The organism is Pseudoxanthomonas sp. CCNWLW251 (genome assembly GCF_037402255.1).
Taxonomy (GTDB): Bacteria; Pseudomonadota; Gammaproteobacteria; order Xanthomonadales; family Xanthomonadaceae; genus Pseudoxanthomonas_A.
The window spans coordinates 1-19,691 of record NZ_JBBEGA010000001.1 but is presented as its reverse complement, the minus strand read 5'-3'; the positions used below and the strand labels follow the sequence as shown (position 1 = coordinate 19,691).

Here is a 19,691-nt window from a genome sequence, read left to right as displayed (position 1 = left end):
CGCGGTGGACGCATGGCAAGGGAGACTGACCATGCATACGCACCAACAGGCCGGGTTGCGCATCGCAGCCTGGGGATTGCTCGTCCTCGCGTTTGGCGCCTCGGCGGAAGACAACGCCGTCGCCCGCGCAGGATGGACACCCGCCATCACGTTCGAAACCAAAGTTCCGGACGTTCCGCTCGTGGCCGTCAGCGAATTGGGACGCGCGATCGCGGTGGACCGGCTGTCCGGCTTGCGAGGCGGTGACAGCAGCCAGACCGAGAACCTCATCGATGTGGACGGCTCCGTGGATGGCAACACGGCGCACCACATCACCAGTGGAACCAACAGCATCGCTGACGGCGCGTTCGGCAACGCCAGCGGCATCAACACGGTCATCCAGAACACCGGCAGCAACGTGCTGATCCAGAACGCGATGATCGTGACCATCGATTTCAGCGGCGGACCGCAATGAAACACCGTGTGCGGCAGCGTGGATGGCCGCGATGCGTCGCGCTCGCGTGCGCGCTGGCGGTGCTCGGTGGCGCATCGGCGGCCACCAGCGACATCCGCGTGCCGGGCAGCGCCTACAGCGTCCGCGTGACCAGCCTGAAGGAAGCGCGGTTCAAGACGACGCTGCCGCAGCAGTACGATTTCAGTTGCGGCTCCGCCGCCACGGCGACCCTGCTGACGCATCAGTATGGCCACGCTGTCAGCGAGGTCGACGTCTTCGTGCAGATGTACAACAACGGCGACCAGGCGCGCATCCGCAAGGAAGGCTTCTCGCTGCTCGACATGCGCCGCTACCTTCGCTCGAAGGGGTACGAGGCCGACGGCTTCGAGTTGCCGCTGGACAAACTGCAGCAGGAGAACGTGCCGGCCATCGTGCTGCTCAACGACCGCGGGTACCGTCACTTTGTCGTGGTGAAGGGCCTGCGCGACGGTCGCGTGCTGCTGGGCGACCCGGCGCGTGGCACGCGTGCAATGCCGCGCTCTCGCTTCGAGGCGCTGTGGGACAACCGGGTGATGTTCGTCGTGCACAACCAGCGGGAACGCGCCCGCTTCAACCAGGCCCGCGACTGGCAGACCGCACCTCCGGCGCCGCTCGACATGGGAATCCAGCGTGATGGCCTGCGCAACGTCACCGTGCCCAGGCGCGGTGCGGGAGACATCTGACATGGACAGGATCAGGCAGGGTGTATGCCGCGCCACGGTCATGCTGGCGGTGCTGCTGGCACCGGTGGGTGCACGGGGGCAGGGCGGTGACCTGGGCGCCGAATGGCAACCGGTGGATCCCGCCCGGCTGGCGCAGATGCGCGGGGGCTTCCAGATGCCGTCGGGCATGACCCTGTCGTTCGGCATCGAGCGCGTCGTCTTCGTCAACGGCGAACTGACGGCGCGTATCGCCGTGCAGGTTCCGGACGTGGCACGCATCACGCCGGACCAGGCTCAGGCGTTGGCCGATTTCAATCGCGGGCTGGTGGTCCAGATCGGCGAGGGCAATCGCTTCGATCCCGCGCAGGCCACCGGTGGCCTGGTGATCCAGAACGCGCTGGATGACCAGGATATCCGCACCGTCACCCGCATCGACGTGGGTGTCGACACGCTCGGGGCCTACCAGACCCTCAACGCGAACGGCGCGCTCACGGACGCGCTGATCCGCGCACCCGGCAGCCCGTGACATCGACGCAGGACCGGGATCACCGCGCTCACGCACAAGACAAGGGGCACAGCATGAAAGGGACGTCTCTGATGGAAGTCGCACCGCTGGCATTGGCAGTCAGCCTGGGGGTGCACGCAGGGCAGGCGCGGGCACAGGAACCGGTGATGCCGGCGTCGCCCCCTCCGCCGGTGCCGGCGCAGCCCTACGAAATCACCGCCGATGCACGGCTGGACGCACTGCAGCGCCAGCTCAACGAGCAGACGCATCGGTTGCAGGCGATGCGTGACGCCATGCAGGCCCAGGAGCAGCAGATATTCACCCTGCAGAATGCGCTCAACGAAGAAATCCTCGCCAATGCGCGCGCGCGTGGTGCGCCCGCCCCCGTGATCGTGCCCGCGCTGAACCAGGCACCGACCTTCCGCGATTCCCCTCCACCTGCGCAGACCTACATCGTGACCGGTCCAGCGCCGCAGGCGACCCCGGTGGCACCGGCTCCCGACGGCGCGCATGCGGGCACGCAGGTCGCGCAATCCGGTTCCCCCCCGCCCGCGGGCCAGCAGACACAGCAGGCAGACACGCAGGCGCCGCAACGTGTCGGACAGGCGCCGGAGAGCGAGTCGCGGCCGCCCGAGGTCGCGCAGATCTTCGATCAGCCGGGCGTGCTGACACCCAAGGGCAAGATGGTGGTGGAGCCGTCGCTGCAGTACGGCTACTCGGCCAATGATCGTGTCGCGCTGGTGGGCTACACCATCATTCCCGCCATCCTGATCGGCTTGATCGATGTGCGCCAGGTGAAGACCACGACCGCCGTCGCCACGCTGACCGGGCGTTATGGCCTCAGCCGGCGCATGGAACTCGAGGCGAAGCTGCCCTACGTCTACATCCACAGCGATACGGTCAGCCGCGAGATCTTCACCGGTTCCGCCCAGGACCGCGTGTTCAACGCACGCGGAAGCGGGATGGGCGACGTGGAAGTCACCGGCCGCTACCAGCTGAACCGGGGCGCCGCCGACAAGCCGTTCTACATCGCATGGCTGCGCTACAAGAGCCGCACGGGGCGCGATCTGTTCGAGGTCGTCACCGACTGCGTGACGCGCTGCGTGGCCAACACCACCGGTACCGGCCTGCCACTGGACCTGCCCACGGGCAGCGGCTTCAACGCCCTGCAGCCCGGCGTCACCTGGCTGTTCCCCTCCGATCCGGTGGTGTTCTTCGGCAGTCTCAGCTACCTGCACAACTTCAAGCGCAGCAATGTCTCGCGCCGCGTACTGGGCGGGCAGACCGAGTTCCTGGGCGACATCAAGGCCGGCGACATCCTCGGCTTCAACCTCGGCATGGGCCTGGCGCTCAACGAGAAGGCGGCCATCAGCATCGGTTACGACCAGAGCATCGTCGACAAGACCGAGCAGGATGGAAAGGAGGTGGCGGGCGCCGTGCGTACCACGCTGGGTACGCTGCTGCTGGGCGGCACCTACCGCTTCAGCGACCGCATGTCGCTCAATGTCGCGCTGGGCGTGGGCGTGACCCGCGACACGCCGGACCTCACCTTCACCGCGCGCTTGCCGATCAACTTCTGATCCGGCAACTCAGCTGGCCCGGCCCTGCCACCAAAGCCACAGGGCCGCCGCCAGCATCAGCCACTCGGTCACCGCCAGCATCATGGTGGTCGATTCCACCGGCCACCAGCGCAACAACGCTGCGCTGCGGTAGAGCACGATCGGCAGGTACAGCGCCATCGCCAGCACCAGACCGGTGCGCAGCTGCTGGGTCAAGGCGAACCAAGCGAACAGGAACGCAAGCCCGAGTTGCAGGCCGCCGTAGATCGTCAGGTACTCGGTCTGCCCGGACCGGGTAAGCGACGCATAGCCGACGGCCGCCGCCGTGCGCGCGGGCGCGAACGTGCACCAGCCGGCGAGCAGCAGGTAGAGCACCGCGTTGAGGTAGAGGTAGGCGGCTGTCATCGGATGTCTCGCAGGGAACAGGCGCCTCTTCTCGCACGGCACGGGGTGATGGCGTGGTGAACGCGCGGGAAATCCCGACAGCGCGGCGCGGCGCGCCCCGATCCCGATACCCCTGCCATCGCCGGATCCTGCAGCCTCCATCCCGCAGGAGCCTGCCATGTCCGCGTCTTCGTCGTGCGCGCTGCGCATCCTGCTGGCTGCCATCCTCGTCGCCATCGGCAGCGCCACCTGGGGCAGCGATCCAGTCCACAAGTGCCGGGGTGTGGATGGTCAGGCGCACTACCAGGCGATGCCCTGTACCTCGACGCAACGCACGGAATGGGTGCGCGCCTATCCCGCCGATCCGCCGATACCGGCGACATCCGCACCGTCCTCATCGGCGCCACGTGCGACGGCCAGGGCAGACAGTCCACGTCCGCGCTCCCGCACGGGCGCGCGACGCCGGCAAACCTCATCGCAGGGCGCTGTCATCTCGATGCATCGCGACGCAGCCGCCTGCGAGCGGGCCAGGAAGGCGCGCGACCAGGCGCATGTGCGCCTCGGGCTGAGGCGGGACTTCGATACCAGTCGCCGCCTGGACGACCGTGTCAACGCAGCATGCCGCTGATGTCGGGCACTCAGACCGTGCGCGAGAACCGCGGTGCTTCTGCCGACGCTGCCGCATGCAGATAGCGATCGAAGCACATCGCGATCACGCGCAGCAGCAGGCGGCCACGTGGCGTGGCCTGGAAGCCGACCCGCGTGAACGTCAGCAGGCCGTCGTCGGCCAGTGCCTGCAGCCTGGGGAGGGCATCGGCGAAGTAATCGGTGAACGCGATGCCGTGGCGGCGGCCGATGCGGCCATAGTCCAGCCGTCCGTGGCACATCAGTTCCTGGATGACGTCTGCGCGCAGCACATCGTCGCGGTCCAGCGGCATGCCGCGCCAGACGGGCAGGCGCCCGTCGTCGATGGCGCGCTCCCAACTCGCGATGTCGCGCGGATTCTGGCTGAAGCTGTCGCCGACATGGCTGATCGCGCTCACGCCGAAGCCCAGCAGGTCGCTTTCGGCATGCGTCGTATAGCCCATGAAATTGCGGTGCAGGTCGCCACGTTCCTGCGCACGCGCCAGCTCGTCGCCGGGCAGGGCGAAGTGGTCCATGCCGATGTAGACGTACCCCGCTTCCACCAGCTGTTCTATCGCGCACTGCAGCAGCTGCAGCTTCTCCTCGGGGCTGGGCAGATCCTCCAGTGCGATCCGTTGTTGCGGCTTGAACAACTGCGGCAGGTGGGCGTAGCTGTAGACCGCAATGCGGTCAGGCCGTGCCTGCACGACGATTTCCAGCGTACGCAGGAAGCCTGCGCGGGTCTGCTTGGGCAACCCGTAGATCAGGTCGATGTTGACCGATCGCATGCCGTGCTCACGGCACGCGGCCACGATGGCGAGCGTTTCCTCCACGCCCTGCACCCGGTTCACGGCCTTCTGTACCTCGGGATCGAAATCCTGGACGCCCAGGCTCGCGCGGTTGAAGCCGATGCTGGCCAGCTCGCCGATATCGGCTGGCGTGACGAAGCGCGGGTCGAGTTCGATGGAGAAGTCCATCCTCTCCGGTGCGGCGAAGCTGAACTGGCTGCGCAGCTCGGCCACGCAGTCGGCGATCTGGGCGGGGGTCAGGAAGTTGGGAGTGCCGCCGCCGAAATGCAGCTGTACCACCGGGCGCCCGCTGTCGAACAGCGGCGCCATCCGCGCAATCTCGCGATAAAGATAGTCCAGATACAGTTCCGCACGTGCCTTGTCGCGGGTGATCACCCGGTTGCAGCCGCAATAGAAGCAGGGACTGGTGCAGAAAGGAATGTGCACATACAGCGACAGCGGCCTGGTCTGCGCCTGCCGATTGCTGGCGGCGGCCTGGTCGCGCAATTGCTGCGCACCGAAGCTGGCGCTGAATTGCGGCGCGGTCGGATAGGACGTGTAGCGCGGCCCGGGCGTGTCGTAACGCCGCAGCAGGTCCGCATCGAACAACGGAGACGGGGAGAGGGTGCCCATGACGCACAGGCTAGGGGCACCGCGCGGATGCCGCATTGATCGGGATCAATTCCGCTGCGAATCGCGTGCCTGGGTCGCTGGGGTGTCCGGGATCTCGGGCAGCATCTCCAGCGCGGTGGGCGTGGTGCGGAGCATGGGATGGAAGCGCGCCGGATGCAGCAGATGGCGGGCCTTGAGCAGGCGACGTCCGCCGGCAATCAGGGCCAGCAGTCCCAGCGTGCAGGCGAAGAAGGCCGGCAACGCCGTTGCGCCGGACCGCTGCATCAGCACGCCTGCCAGCGCGGGGCCCGCCGCAGCGCCGATGCCGTTCAACAGGAGCAGCGCACTGCATCCGGCCAGCAATTGCTCCGCCGGCAGGCGATCGAGCAGATGCGCGACCGCCAGCGGATACAGCGCAAATGCCAGCCCGCCGAACAGGAAGAACAGCGCGTGCATGCCGGCAGGCGTAGCGGCTTCCACACGCAATGCGAGCATCGCCGTGACCGATCCCAACGCGGCCACGACGGCCAGCGTGCTGCGACGGTCGCCCCGGTCCGACAAGCGGCCGATGGGCAGTTGCAGCGCGGCACCGCCCAGGATGGTCACGGCCATGAACGTGCCGATGCCCGCACGATCCAGCCCCAGCGAGGCCGCATAGACCGCGCCCAGGCCCCAGAACGCGCCCAGCGCCAGGCCTGCGAGCAATGCCCCTGCAGCGGCGCTGGGGGCTGCGCGGCATAGCTGCAGGATGTGGGTGCGCGGTGCCATGCTCAGGGTGGGCGGCTGCAGTTGCGTGGTGCTGACCGGCAGGATGGCCAGCGCGAACAGGATGGCGATCAGGCTGAAGAGCACGGGGCTTCGCGGCGGCTGCAGGTCCAACAGCAATTGACCGCTGGCAAGCGCAAGCAGTGTCACCACCATGTACACCGCGAACACCCGGCTGCGATGTTCGGGCGCCGCCTGCGCGTTCAGCCAGCTCTCGATGACCGTGCACAAGCCGACCAGCGCCATGCCGGTGACGACGCGCAGCGCCCGCCATCCCATCGGCTCCATCCAGAGCGGGTAAACCAGCACGGCGGCAGCGGCAAGCGCTGCGTGGAAAGCGAACGCGCGGATGTGCCCGACGCGGCGGATCAAGGGAGGCGCAGTGAACGTGCCCAGGAAGAAACCCACGAAGTAACCCGACATCACCAGGCCGGTGGTCCGTTCGCCCCAGCCTTCGGTCTGGCTGCGTACGGCCAGCAGCGTACCCAGCAAACCGTTGCCGCCGAGCAGCAGGGCAACGCTGGCGAGCAATGCGGTGATGGGAAGCAGGACACGAAGCACGGAGAGCGGGCGACACCACGGGGAGACGCTCCGCATGCTAGCAACGCGATGCTGAGCGAAAGGTTCACGCGCCACGCTTCTGTCGTCCCGTGCGGCTGACGTACCGCGCGACGCCTTCGGTTATCCTGCGCACGTACCGTGGTCGATATGCAGCAGGCAGGGCTCCCCGATGAGTGAACGCAAGATTCCGGGCATCGATGACTACGAAGGCGCAGCGGGAGGGTGGGGCGCCCTCGCCGCCGTTGCGCGCGCACTGAAAAGCCAGATGGCGGTCGGCCGGGAAACCGCTGCGCTGCGACGCGTCAACCAGCCTGCGGGCTTCGATTGCCCTGGCTGTGCATGGCCGGATCCGCGCCACACTTCGTCATTCGAGTTCTGCGAGAACGGGGCGAAGGCGGTGTCGTGGGAGGCCACCGGCAAGCGCGCGACGCCTGCCTTCTTCGCGGAGCACACGCTCTCAGGACTCTGGGAGTGGAGCGACCATGCGCTCGAGGACGAAGGCCGGCTGACGCATCCGATGGTGTACGACGCCGCATCGGACCGCTACGTGCCGATCAGTTGGGAGGATGGGTTCGCGCGCATCGGTGATGCGCTGCGCGCACTCCCGCATCCGGACATGGCCGAGTTCTATACATCCGGGCGCACATCGAATGAAGCGGCGTTCCTCTACCAGCTGATGGTGCGCGAGTACGGCACCAACAACTTTCCCGACTGCTCGAACATGTGTCACGAGGCGACCAGCGTGGGCTTGCCCGAGTCCATCGGCGTGGGCAAGGGCACGGTGACGCTGGATGATTTCGCGCATTGCGACGCACTGTTCAGCTTCGGCCACAATCCCGGTACCAACCATCCGCGCATGCTGTCCACACTGCGCGAGATATCGAAGCGAGGAGTGCCCATCGTGGCGGTGAATCCGCTGCGCGAACGCGGGCTGGAGCGGTTCACTTCGCCACAGCATCCGGCGGAGATGTTGACCAACACCGCCACGCCGATCGCACAGACGTATTACCAGGTCAGGATCGGTGGCGACCTGGCATTGCTGAAAGGCATGATGAAGTGCCTGCTGGATGCCAATGCCGAGGATCTTGCCGCAGGTGGTCGCGGCGTACTGGACCATGCCTTCATCGCCGAACACACCGAAGGGCTGGATGCCTTGCGCGAGGACCTGGCGCGCACGACGTGGGACGAGATCGTCGAATGTTCCGGGCTGTCGCGCGATGACATCGCCGCCGCCGCGCGACTCTATGCCAAGGCGGAGCGCGTGATCCTGTGCTACGGCATGGGCATGACCCAGCATCGCCGTGGCACGCAGAACGTGCAGCAGATGGCCAACCTGATGCTGCTACGCGGGAACATCGGCAAGCCTGGCGCCGGCATCGCGCCGATACGCGGCCACTCCAACGTGCAGGGCGACCGCACGGTCGGCATCACCGAGAAGCCTACGCAGGCACTGGTCGATGCGATCAAGCGAACCTACGGCTTCGAATTCCCGCTCACGCATGGCCATGATGCGGTGGAAGCCGTGCGCGCGATCCGCGATGGACGCTCGCGCGCACTGGTATGCATGGGCGGGAACCTGGCGGTGGCGATGCCGGACCCGGAGACCACCCTTCCCGCCATGCGCAAGCTGGACCTGGTGGTGCACATCGCCACCAAGTTGAATCGCTCGCACCTGATCCCCGCGCGGCAGGCGTTCCTGCTGCCGTGCCTGGGGCGCACAGAACGCGATGTGCAGGCAAGCGGCGTGCAGTCGGTGACGGTGGAGGATTCCATGTCCATGGTGCATGCATCGCAGGGTGGCCTGCCACCGGCATCGGAACATCTGCTGTCGGAGCCGGCCATCGTCGCCGGCATCGCCAAGGCCACGCTGCCGCAGACGAAAGTGGACTGGGATGGGCTGGTGGGCGATTACGACCGCATCCGTGACGACATCGAAGCCGTGTTCCCGATGTTCAGGGATTTCAACCGGCGCGTGCGCGAGCCCGGCGGATTCCGGCTGTACGTCGGCGCATCCCAACGGGACTGGGGCGGTGCGGGCAGGAAGGCGCAGTTCCTGGTGGCCGAAGGCTTGAACGAGGATCCCGGCATCGATCAGCAGCATCTGCTGACCCTCACCACGATCCGGTCGCACGATCAGTACAACACCACCATCTACGGATTCAACGACCGTTACCGGGGCGTGAGCGGGCGCCGCGATGTGGTGTTCATGAACAAGCTCGACATGCAGGTGCGTGACCTGAACCAGGGCGACCGGATCCTGGTGGAGTCCCGCGTTGGCGGCAACGATGCGGGTGCGCGTCAGGTCGCGGGCTTCATCGCGGTGGAGTACGACCTGCCGCGCGGCTCGGCGGCGATGTACTACCCCGAAGGCAATCGCCTGGTGCCGCTGGACAGCCACGATCCGCAATCGGGGACGCCGGCCTACAAGTCGATCCCGGTGGTGGTGAGGAAACTCCATGATCCCGATGGCCATGCCGGCTGACCGCATCGAGGGAGCAGCGGGGCGCGAGGTCATCGACGTCACCGGGGGTGCCTCGACGACGCGCCGGGATCTGCTGGCGGAGGAAGTTCCGTTCGCGATCCGCTGCAATGGCGAACCGATGGCGGTGATGATGGTCTCGCCCTGCGACCTGGAGGATTTCGCGTACGGCTTCGCATTGACCGAACTCGGTGTGGCGGCTGACGAACTTGTTCAGGTGAACGTCCAGCCATTGCTTGAAGGCATCCAGCTCGACCTGCGCACGCGACATCCCTTGCCCACCCGGGCCGCGGATCAGCAGCGCTGGTTGCCGGGGCGCAGTGGATGCGGCATCTGCGGACACCGGCATCTGGAAGAGGTCGTCAAACAACCGAAGGCGGTCGGGCAGGGGAGTTGCATCGCGTCATCCGCGCTGGACGTCGCGTTGGCCGGCATCGGGGCGCGGCAGCCGTTGAATGCGGCGACCGGCGCGATCCACGCAGCGGCATGGGCGAGGGCGGACGGTACGCTGGTGGTGGTGCGCGAGGATGTCGGGCGCCACAACGCGCTGGACAAGCTGATCGGTGCGATGCTGCGCGAGGACATCGACGCAGGATCGGGCTTCGCGCTGGTGACCAGCCGCGCGAGTTACGAGATGGTGGCGAAGGCCGCGGTCGCAGCGATTCCGCTCTTGGCGGCGATGTCGGCACCCACGGCATTGGCGGTGGATCTGGCGACAGGCTGCGGGCTGTCGCTGATCGGTTTCCTGCGTGACGACAGGCATGTGGTTTACAGCCACGCTTGGCGACTGGGGTTGCGCTGAGCCCCTGCTGGGGTAATAAGCGCCGTTGCGGCAACGTACGTCGCCACACCGGGTGCATGCGCCGCCCAGCGGCAGGTGTCGCCCGCTAGGGGGCCTTGGCTTTGCCTTTCCGCCTGGTTGCCACCGACGCGCGCTTCACCAGTTTGTGTGGAACCACATGGTTGACGATGACCCGCGCAGAGGCGCTGGGGCGTCGGATTTCCCGCAGCAGGATGTCGATCGCGGCATCGGCCATCGAGGCAACCGGCTGGTGGATGGTCGTCAGCTCCGGCCAGACCATGATGGCTGCGGATGTATCGTCGAAGCCCACGACGGACAGGTCGCGCGGCACGTCCAGGCCGCGGCGGTGCGCCACCGAAACCACGGCCGAGGCCATGTCGTCGTTGCTGGCGAAGATCGCAGTGGGTGGGCTTGGCAACGCCAGCAGGCTTTCGGCGGCCTCGAGCCCGGAACGGTAGGTGAAGTAGCCGGGTTGGACCAGGTGCTCGTCGAATGCCACGCCCGCCTCCGCCAGGGCATCACGGTAACCCTGCAGGCGATGGGCGCTGGCCGTCTGGTTCGGGTCGCCCTTGATGTAGCCGATCCGCGCGTGCCCATGGGCGATCAGATGGGCCGTCATGTCATGGCTGGCGCGATGGTCGTCTATGCGGACGCAGGAAATCGTCTCGCTGAAGCGTCCCGACGCGATCGAAACGACGGGAACCCCGGCCCGCGCGAACTCCATGACGATCGCCTTGGACTCGCACAGCGGCGGCGGCAGGATCACGCCCGCCACGCTCCTGGCCAGTTCGCGCGCCGCCGCGCGTTGGCCGTCCACGTCAAGCGTGTCCCAGGTCGCGATGACCAGCTGGGCCGCTGCGCGCGCGGAACCACGCAAGGCACCGACCAGCAGTTCGCGCAGGTAGCTTGAACTGGGGTTGGTGTAGATGAGCGCGATGCACGTGTGCTGGGCCGCAGCGAGCGAACTCGCCGCCAGGTTTGGCCTGTATCCCAGTTCGCGCACAGTGCTCATGACGCGCTCACGCGTGGCGTCACGGACACCGCCGTGCCCGTTGACCACGCGCGACACCGTCATCGGCGAAACGCCTGCGTGGGCGGCGACCTCGTCGATGGTGATGGCGCCTCCCTTTCGCCGGACGGATTTGATCGATTTTTCCATGCTGCTCTGTCTGCTCCGTATGCCGGGTGCAATCTAGGTGCTGCGAACAACGGGTGATGCGGTTGCGGTGAGCGTCGCACATGGAGATGCATCGAACGAACATCGATACGTCGCCCAACTCGCTCGCGCATGGAATCGCGGTTACATGGACATTCTCGACGAACCCCCATGGAAACGCTTCCATTTCCCTGCTCGGTTACCCACGGAACGTGGTCTTGACGAAGCCACTTACGGGATTGCTGCGCTGCATGGTGACAAACACAGGGGTGCGTGATTAGTCTGCGCCGAACTCGATGGTAGCGCTACCACATTGATCGATGCACTCATCGATCCGTCCTTGGAAGTTGACTGAACGCTTTGTCGCCTTGCGACACGGGAACCAGCCGGAAGAGTGTTTTCAACCGCTGTGCAATGACGGGCGCTATCACCATGCCCGGTCTGGAAATGCGGGCCTGCGCCCGAAGGTGCCCTTGGGGAGGGCGACACATCCAATGATCGAACGTGAGAGGGGAGACCACATGAAAGAGTGCAGGTACCGATGCCGTGCACCGGACAAGGCCCAGACCATTGCGGGAGCGCGAATCCATGCCTGCCGCGGCGTTGCTGGCCCTTCAATTCCAGACCTGAGGACATGCTGATGAGTCGTAAGTTGGCGAGGTTCAAGTCGACGGCCATGTTCACCTTCGTGGGTGGCGTACTGGTCATCAATCCCGCTTTCGGGCAGGAATCGCAACAGGCGCAGGCTCCGGCCGCGCAGCAGACACAACAGCAGGCGACGCCGGACGCCACCACGCTGGATACGGTCGTGGTCACGGGCTTGCGCAGCAGCCTGAGCCAGGCAATGGACATCAAGCGCGACTCCGCAGGCGTCGTCGATGCGATCAGTGCCGAAGACATCGGCAAGTTCCCGGATACCAACCTCGCCGAATCCCTGCAACGCATCACCGGCATCTCGATCGAGCGCCGCGATGGTGAAGGTGCGCAGGTCACGGCGCGCGGCTTTGGTCCCCAGTTCAACATGGTGACGCTCAACGGCCGGCAGATGCCGGGCGCGGATGCGTTTGGTGCTTCCGGACAGGTCGCCATCGGCGGTATCGATGGCGGCACGCGCGCGTTCAACTTCGCCCAGCTAGCTGCCGAAGCGATCAACGGCATCGAGGTCTACAAGACCAGCCAGGCTCAGGTTCCCAGTGGTGGCATCGGCGCCACCATCAATATCCTGACCGCAAGGCCGTTCAACCACGACGGCGTCGTCGCCAGCGCCGGTGCAAAGGTCGTGTCCGATCAGAGCCAGCCGTTCGAGAATGACTTGACGCCGGAACTGTCGGGCATATTCAGCTATACCAACCCCGACAAGACGTTCGGCGTGAGCCTGAGTGCCAGCCATCAGAAGCGCAAGGGCGGCTCGGTGCAGGCGACCGAGAACTACTGGAATGTGCAGCCGTGGACCGGGACGATGCCCGGCAACCCGACAGTCGTCAATGCGCCGGCCATCGGCGATCTTTACGCGCGTCCGAACGACTTGCGCTATGCGTTCTCGGAGTTCGAGCGCGAGCGCGTGAATGGCCAGGCGGTAGTGCAGTTCGCACCTACCGACAGCCTGACCCTGACCCTGGACTACACGTACTCGACCAACGAGATCACCGAGAACCGTGGCGAACAGGCGATGTGGTTGCAGAACAGCAACTACACCGACATCGAGTTCGACACCAGCGGTGCGGTCGCCACGCCTATCTATATCCGCGAGATCGCCGGGACCAAGGATTTCGGCCTCGAGCAGCAGCGCAGCATGCAGAAGTACAAGCTGGGCTCCCTCGGGCTCAACGCCGTCTGGGATGTCAGCGACAGGTTCCGCTTGAGCTTCGATGCGCACAATTCGAAGAACGAGAGCCGGCCAAACGATCCGCTGACCGGTGGCGGTTCGATCTTCATGAGTATCGCCGGCACCAACAACTGCACCACTGGGCCGCACTGCGGTGGTTCGTGGGTACAGGAACTGGCGTTCAACAACGGCCTGCCCATCGGCACGCAGACCTGGTACCCGACCACCGATGACGCGATCGCCGGGACCAACGGCGTGGTCAATCCGGGATTCGTGGAAGGCGAGATCGGCTCGCAGGTCCTGCGCATCAATGCGCAGACGCAGGTCAGCGAGATCAAACAGGCCCGCATTGACGGCGAATGGAGCTTCGACCAGGGCCGCTTCCAGTTCGGCGTGGATACCAACAAGTCCACGACGCATCGCATCCAGGCGGCAGAGGCGTATTCCACCCTGGGCGACTGGGGCGTGGCCAATGTGGATTCGGACACAGCCGCTGGATTGGTGGATCTTCTGCGGCCGGTCAACATCGTCGGCCTGTTCGACGATTTCAGCGCCTCCAGCTGGCCGGCATGGCGCGGCAACGCCGGTGAGCTCGCCCAATGGGCGGCAGGCCAGTATGGCGTGGGGTTGGGCGTCAGCCCGCAGCGTGCGGCCGACAACCGGGTGGAAGAGAAGACCCATTCGGCGTACTTCCAGGTGGAGCTGGAGGGCGAACTCGGTGGCATGCGCACCAACACCCGCCTCGGCGTGCGGTACGAAACGACCGATGTCGTGTCGACGTCGGTGATCGCCATACCCGAAGCCATCGAATGGTCGGCCAACAACGACTTCCGCATCGTACTGTCCGACGAGCAGCAGCCCTTCAGCGAAACGGCGAGCTACAGCTATATCCTGCCCAACCTCGACTTCAGCATCGACTTCACTGAAGAGCTGAAGGGTCGCGCTTCGTTCGGCAGGAGCATCGCACGGGCGCCATATGGCAACCTCTATGCAGGTCCCGGTGCGCAGCAGCCTTTCGGTTCGGTCCTGCTTGATCCTTCCGTGCGCGCGAGTGGCAGTGCCCAGAACCCGAGCCTGAAACCGCTGGAATCCGACAACCTGGACCTGGCGCTGGAGTGGTACTTCGCCGATGCGAGTTATGTGTCGTTGACCTACTGGAACAAGTCGGTCGACAACTTCATCGGCAATACCGTTGGTCAGGAATCCCTGTACGGTTTGAGGGATCCCACCTCGGGCCCGGATGCGCAGACGGCACTGGCCTTCCTCACCAGTGCGGCGTGTGTGACCCAGGTCGGGGCCGCCAATGCGGCGGCGTGCTCCGCCAACGACACGTCGCTGTTCACGGCCCTGGCGCTGCTGCGCAACGATCCGGCGGGCCTGGCGGCGTTCAATGGCACCGGTGCGCAGACGTTGGCGACCGAGGCGGCCTACAACCTCTACGGTGAAGCCGACGATCCGCTGTACCAGTTCAACGTCAACCGGCCGATCAACCAGAACCAGTCCAAGCTGCATGGCTGGGAACTGGGCGGCCAGTACTTCTTCGGCGACAGCGGTTTCGGCATCCTGGCCAACTACACCGTCGTGCGGGGCGATGTGGGATACGACGACGGCGGCGACCCGGCCATCGACCAGTTCGCGCTGACAGGCCTGAGCGACACGGCCAACGCCATGTTCATGTATGAAAAACATGGATGGTCGGTCCGTCTGGCCTGGAACTGGCGCGACGAGTACCTGATCCTCGCCAACCAGGGCGCGAGCCGCAATCCTTATTACGTGGAGGAGTACGAACAGTGGGACCTGAGCGTGAACTACACGCTCAATGACCACTGGTCGTTCGGCCTGGAGGCGATCAATCTGACCGGTGAGGACGTCCGTTGGCGTGCACGCACCGATCAGATGATCGTCAAGCTGGCCGATCAGAGTCCGCGCTACATGGTGGGTGTGCGCTACAAGTTCTGAGTTTGGCGATAGACGCCCTCTCCGGATATCGCCGAGCGGGGACCGCTGCGCGAGCAGCGGTCCCTTTTAGCAAGGCGTGCCGGCGGACAGGGCTCGAACACGATCTGCCAGCGTTAGTATCATCGGATGCCTCCAGGCTTCCCCGAGAGAAAAGATGGCCCGCTACGAACTCCTCAACAACGTTTCGCACAGGGATCTGCGTGTCGCGACCGGCTTCGGTCCCCAGTTCGGCGACGACGTGGGCATGGTGCCTGCCTTTCCCAGCGAGTTCGCCGAGTTGCAGCGCGAGTATCCGATCTTCCTGAGGAAGGATCCGGGCACGGGCGAATGGCAATCCGTCGTTCTCCTAGGTTTCGAACAACGCGAGAACCTGTTCCTGCAGGACGGCCGATGGAATGCCGCCTATCTCCCGGGTGCCGCAGCGAAAGGGCCTTTCCTCATCGGCTTCCAGGAGCAGCGCATCGACGGAGAGCTGAGGAAGGAAGCGGTGATGCATGTGGATCTCGACCATCCACGCGTGAACTTCGCAGCAGGCGAACCGGTATTCCTTCCGCAGGGCGGCAATAGCCCCTATCTTGAGCATGTTGCAGGCGTCCTGCGTGGCATCAGGGATGGCAGTGAATTCGGCACCGGCATGTTCGCGGCCCTGGATGCGATGGACCTGATACAGCCCGTCAATCTGGATGTGCAGCTGGATGACCGACACCGTGTGGGCGTCAATGGCTTGCATGGCATCGATCGGGAGAAGCTGGCCGCACTGGACGGCAACGCATTGTTCGAATTGAACCGCGCCGGCTACCTGGAAGGCGCATACCTGATCCTGGCATCGCTCCACAACATGCGTCGCCTCATGGCCGAGAAGCAGCGTCGCCTGCGCACGCAGGATGCCGCGATGCCGCATGGCGGGAACTAGCCGTCGTGTCGACGGGCGGTGCAGCGATGCGTGTCCTGGAAGGCGTGCGTGCGGATGCGCTACCGCTGGAAGAACTCATCTCGGATGGCCAGCCCGTTCTGCTCAGGGGCGTCGCGCGCGACTGGGAGCTAGTGCAGGCAGGATTGCGATCTGCGCAGGAAGCGATGTCCTACCTGCTCGGCTTTGATGCCGGCAGGCCGATCCAGTATTCCTTCGGTGGGCCCGGGATTGCCGGCCGGCCTTTCTACAACGAGGACTTCACCCGGCTGAATTTTGACGTCAGGCGTGGATCCCTCGCCCAGGTGCTCGGAGAAATATCGGACCATCTGGACGACCCACGTCCGCCCACCTACTACGTGGCCTCGCTGTTGGTCGATGGAGCACTGCCTGGCTTCGCCCACGCCAATGGCCTGCCATTGGCCGCGCAGGACATCGATGCGCCACCCAGCATCTGGATCGGCAATCGCGTCGTCGCGTCCTGCCACTTCGACGCACCCAACAACCTGGCGTGCTGCGCGGTAGGCAGGCGGCTCTTTACGCTGTTTCCACCGGAACAGATCGAGAATCTCTATCCCGGTCCGCTTGATCCCACGCCCGGAGGGCAGGTCGTGAGCGTGGTCGACTTCGATGATCCCGACTACGGGCGCCATCCGCGATTCCGCAAGGCATTGGTGACCGCGCAGACCGCACTGCTCGAACCCGGCGACGCCATCTTCATTCCCAGCATGTGGTGGCACCACGTGCGCAGCCTCGAACCGTTCAATGTGCTGGTCAACTACTGGTGGCGCAGTTCGCCAGCGTTCCTGTCCTCGCCGTTGCCGGCTTTGCACCATGCCCTGTGGACGCTGCGGGATCTTCCGGAACGCGAGAAGCTGGCATGGGCGAAGGTGTTCGAGTACTACGTCTTCGGTCCCGGCGAGAGGGCGGGCGAGCACCTGCCCGAACAGGCGCGCGACATGTTGGGACCGATGGATGAAACACAGGCGCGGCGCATGCGCACCATGCTGATTGGACGGCTCAACCGCTAGCTCACGCAAGGAGACACCGCATTGGACGATCGAGTAGCCCCGACGGGACACATCCGCAAAGTGGTGATCGCAGGCGGCGGTACTGCGGGCTGGCTCGCGGCGTGCGCGCTCTCGCACCAGTTCCGTGATCGGCTGGACATCACCCTGGTCGAGTCCGAACAGATCGGTACCGTGGGAGTGGGGGAGTCCACCGTCCCGCCCATCCGCACGTTCCACCGTTTCCTTCAGATCGACGAACAGGAATTCCTGCGCGCCGTTGCCGGCACGTTCAAGCTCTCGATCTCGTTCGAGAACTGGCGCCGTCAAGGGGAGCGCTACATCCATCCTTTCGGTATCACGGGGCAGGGCACGTGGGCGGCCGCGTTCCATCATTTCTGGCTCGACAGCCTGCGTCGGGGAATGCCATCGGAGCTGGGGGATTTCTGCCTGGAGACGGTCGCTTCGCGGGGAGACCAGTTCTCGCTGCAGACGCAACCGCAGGTCAACTACGCGTACCACTTCGACGCCGGCCTCTACGCGAAGTTCCTTCGCCGCATCGCCGAAGGCCATGGACTCAAGCGCGTGGAAGGAAAGATCCGCGAGGTCAGGCAGCATGGGGATGATGGTGCCGTGCAGTCCCTGGTACTGGAAGACGGACAGGTCATCGAGGGCGACCTGTTCATCGATTGCACCGGCTTCCGCGGCTTGCTGATCGAGCAGACGCTGCGCACGGGCTATGAAGACTGGAACGAATGGCTGCCCAGCGACCGGGCGGTGGCGGTCCAGACCGAGTCCGTGGGTCCGCCGGTGCCGTACACACGGGCGATCGCCCACGAGGCCGGCTGGCGTTGGCATATCCCGCTGCAGCACCGCGTCGGGTGCGGCCTGGTGTTCTCCAGCCGGCACATGTCCGACGATGAGGCGCGCGCCAAGCTCCTGCGCGACGTGGGTGCGCCTGCGCTTCGTGACCCCTGGCTGGTGCCGTTCCGCACCGGGCGCCGGCTGAAGGCGTGGAACAAGAACGTGGTCTCACTGGGCCTGGCCAGCGGCTTCATCGAGCCCCTGGAGTCGACCAGCATCCACTTGGCCATCAGTGCCGTGGTGCGCCTGGTCCAGTTGTTTCCCTTCGACGGCATCGCCCCGTCGCTCGTGGAGCTCTACAACGACGTGAGCCGCGCGGAGATGGAACACGTGCGGGACTTCATCATCCTCCACTACCACGCGACGCAGCGCGACGAGCCGATGTGGAAGGCGTGCCGCGAGATGGCATTGCCCGAATCGCTGGACATCCGCCTGCGCGCGTGGCGCGAACGCGCGCATGCCTGGCAGGATCCGGACGAACTCTTCCGGGTCGACTCCTGGACCCACGTATTGCTGGGCCAGGGCATCACGCCCGGGCAGCCCCATCCCCTGGCGCGAGCGCTGGCGGATGACGACCTCCGGAAACTGTTGGCGTCCATTCGCCAGCCCATCGACCATGCGGTCGCGCAGATGCCATCGCAGCAGGCGTTCATTGACCGCTACTGCAAGGCCGGAGCGGAAGTGTGGGGCAGCCGGCCCGTGTCCGCGTAACCGCCGGGACGCGCGGACAAGCCCATGCTCATCGCCCCTCATGCGGATATCCGGATCACCCGGCACACGATCGGCAAGGAAGGCGCGCCGCTGCTGATCATCGACAACGTGCTGTCGGATCCGGAGCGGATGGTGCGGAAGGCGGCCACACGCCAGTACGTGAAGCAGTCTTCGATGTTTCCCGGCATTCGCGCGCCTGCACCGCCTTCTTATGAACGCTTCCTGGAGGCGACGCTCAATCCGTTGTTGCATGAGTGCTTCGATCTGGCGCCTGGCCGCTTCGTCTTTCCCATGTGCCATTTCTCGCTGGTCACGCAACCGCCGGCCAGCCTGCATTTCCTGCAGCGCGTGCCGCACATCGATTCGGTCAGCCATCGGGGTCTGGCCACGGTGCATTACCTGTTCCACGGCACATGGGGTGGCACGGATTTCTACCGGCATCGTCAGACCGGATTCGAGTACGTGGATGAAAGCCGTCATGCGGCGTACTTCGATTGCCTGGCGCAGCAGGGCCATCACGACGCCGATTCGACTGCGGGATACATCAACGGCGACACGACCTCGTTCGAGCGCATAGCGGAGGTCGAGGGGGTATTCAATCGGCTCATCGTGTACCGGCGGAACTCATTGCATTCGGGACGGATCGACAACCATCGACCGCTTCCCGCCGACCCGGTCCTCGGAAGGTTGTCCATCAATGCATTCATCGACGTTGCGCGCTGAGCAGGTCGCTACGGCCATTCTGCGCGGAGCCGCCGGACACAGCTCAACCGATTGTTTTGCAATGCATTTTGCGGCGCAGCACGCTTTTTCTGTGGGTGCTGGTTACAGTGTCGTTGCCAGCACGGGAGGCACCGCCTCTGTGTTGGCAGAGGGAGCAATTCAGAGGTTCCCTTTTTTTACCGGACAAAATGGTAGCGCTAACTTTTTGAGCACCGGAGGCAGGAATCGATGGCTTTGACCGCCGGAATCGACGCAGGCACGCAGAGCCTGAAGGTGGTGGTGTACGACGCTGCCACACGTGCGGTGGTGGCCAGTGCCAGCGC

16 protein-coding genes are annotated in these 19,691 nt (G+C 65.3%); 12 read left to right on the top strand and 4 right to left on the bottom strand.

Annotated elements, in window-relative coordinates:
• Window positions 1–31: 31 nt before the first annotated feature.
• The 4 genes from WBN46_RS00080 to WBN46_RS00065 are packed head-to-tail and all read left to right on the top strand — an operon-like array spanning window position 32 to window position 3,219.
• Complete coding sequence (locus WBN46_RS00080) at window positions 32–454, top strand: hypothetical protein (RefSeq protein WP_337729787.1); 423 nt, start codon at window positions 32–34, stop codon at window positions 452–454.
• Window positions 451–1,155: a C39 family peptidase gene (locus WBN46_RS00075; protein WP_337729786.1), complete on the top strand. Its 705-nt coding sequence runs from the start codon at window positions 451–453 to the stop codon at window positions 1,153–1,155. The genes WBN46_RS00080 and WBN46_RS00075 overlap by 4 nt, the downstream gene beginning before the upstream one ends.
• A gap of 1 nt (window position 1,156) precedes the next feature.
• Window positions 1,157–1,660, top strand: a complete 504-nt coding sequence (locus WBN46_RS00070; RefSeq protein ID WP_337729785.1) for a hypothetical protein — start codon at window positions 1,157–1,159, stop codon at window positions 1,658–1,660.
• A 53-nt stretch (window positions 1,661–1,713) separates the two neighbouring features.
• Entirely contained in the window at window positions 1,714–3,219 is a 1,506-nt protein-coding gene (locus tag WBN46_RS00065) for an acetate kinase (protein ID WP_337729784.1), read from the top strand.
• 9 nt (window positions 3,220–3,228) lie between these two features.
• Here WBN46_RS00065 and WBN46_RS00060 read toward each other — a convergent pair whose 3' ends face one another.
• A complete protein-coding gene (locus WBN46_RS00060) occupies window positions 3,229–3,603 on the bottom strand; it encodes a DUF4345 domain-containing protein (RefSeq protein ID WP_337729783.1) in 375 nt (124 codons plus the stop codon).
• 157 nt (window positions 3,604–3,760) lie between these two features.
• Between WBN46_RS00060 and WBN46_RS00055 the strand changes: the two genes are divergently transcribed.
• Window positions 3,761–4,210, top strand: a complete 450-nt coding sequence (locus WBN46_RS00055) for a hypothetical protein (protein WP_337729782.1) — start codon at window positions 3,761–3,763, stop codon at window positions 4,208–4,210.
• Between the two features lie 10 nt (window positions 4,211–4,220).
• Here WBN46_RS00055 and hemN read toward each other — a convergent pair whose 3' ends face one another.
• Both hemN and WBN46_RS00045 read right to left on the bottom strand, forming a co-directional pair.
• Window positions 4,221–5,627 carry an oxygen-independent coproporphyrinogen III oxidase gene (hemN, locus tag WBN46_RS00050; RefSeq protein ID WP_337729781.1) on the bottom strand — a complete coding sequence of 469 codons (1,407 nt, stop codon included), beginning with the start codon at window positions 5,625–5,627 and terminating at the stop codon, window positions 4,221–4,223.
• A gap of 45 nt (window positions 5,628–5,672) precedes the next feature.
• Window positions 5,673–6,920 carry an MFS transporter gene (locus WBN46_RS00045; RefSeq protein WP_337730845.1) on the bottom strand — a complete coding sequence of 416 codons (1,248 nt, stop codon included), beginning with the start codon at window positions 6,918–6,920 and terminating at the stop codon, window positions 5,673–5,675.
• Between the two features lie 181 nt (window positions 6,921–7,101).
• Here WBN46_RS00045 and WBN46_RS00040 point away from each other — a divergent pair, with 181 nt between their 5' ends.
• Both WBN46_RS00040 and fdhD read left to right on the top strand, forming a co-directional pair.
• On the top strand, window positions 7,102–9,414 hold the full coding sequence (locus tag WBN46_RS00040) for an FdhF/YdeP family oxidoreductase (RefSeq protein WP_337729780.1): 2,313 nt from the start codon (window positions 7,102–7,104) through the stop codon (window positions 9,412–9,414).
• Window positions 9,389–10,213 (top strand): formate dehydrogenase accessory sulfurtransferase FdhD, encoded by an 825-nt coding sequence (gene fdhD / locus WBN46_RS00035; RefSeq protein WP_337729779.1) that lies wholly within the window; start codon window positions 9,389–9,391, stop codon window positions 10,211–10,213. The genes WBN46_RS00040 and fdhD overlap by 26 nt, the downstream gene beginning before the upstream one ends.
• 85 nt (window positions 10,214–10,298) lie before the next feature.
• Here fdhD and WBN46_RS00030 read toward each other — a convergent pair whose 3' ends face one another.
• Window positions 10,299–11,372: a LacI family DNA-binding transcriptional regulator gene (locus WBN46_RS00030; protein WP_337729778.1), complete on the bottom strand. Its 1,074-nt coding sequence runs from the start codon at window positions 11,370–11,372 to the stop codon at window positions 10,299–10,301.
• A 637-nt stretch (window positions 11,373–12,009) separates the two neighbouring features.
• Between WBN46_RS00030 and WBN46_RS00025 the strand changes: the two genes are divergently transcribed.
• From WBN46_RS00025 to WBN46_RS00005, 5 genes are all read left to right on the top strand, one after another.
• The gene (locus WBN46_RS00025) at window positions 12,010–15,153 is read left to right on the top strand and encodes a TonB-dependent receptor (protein WP_337729777.1); all 3,144 of its coding nucleotides are present in this window, start codon (window positions 12,010–12,012) and stop codon (window positions 15,151–15,153) included.
• Between the two features lie 154 nt (window positions 15,154–15,307).
• A complete protein-coding gene (locus WBN46_RS00020) occupies window positions 15,308–16,066 on the top strand; it encodes a SapC family protein (protein WP_337729776.1) in 759 nt (252 codons plus the stop codon).
• A gap of 26 nt (window positions 16,067–16,092) precedes the next feature.
• Window positions 16,093–17,094, top strand: a complete 1,002-nt coding sequence (locus tag WBN46_RS00015; RefSeq protein ID WP_337729775.1) for a cupin-like domain-containing protein — start codon at window positions 16,093–16,095, stop codon at window positions 17,092–17,094.
• A gap of 21 nt (window positions 17,095–17,115) precedes the next feature.
• Window positions 17,116–18,645, top strand: a complete 1,530-nt coding sequence (locus WBN46_RS00010; RefSeq protein ID WP_337729774.1) for a tryptophan halogenase family protein — start codon at window positions 17,116–17,118, stop codon at window positions 18,643–18,645.
• A gap of 24 nt (window positions 18,646–18,669) precedes the next feature.
• Entirely contained in the window at window positions 18,670–19,368 is a 699-nt protein-coding gene (locus WBN46_RS00005; RefSeq protein ID WP_337729773.1) for a DUF6445 family protein, read from the top strand.
• The last annotated feature ends 323 nt before the right edge of the window (window positions 19,369–19,691 follow it).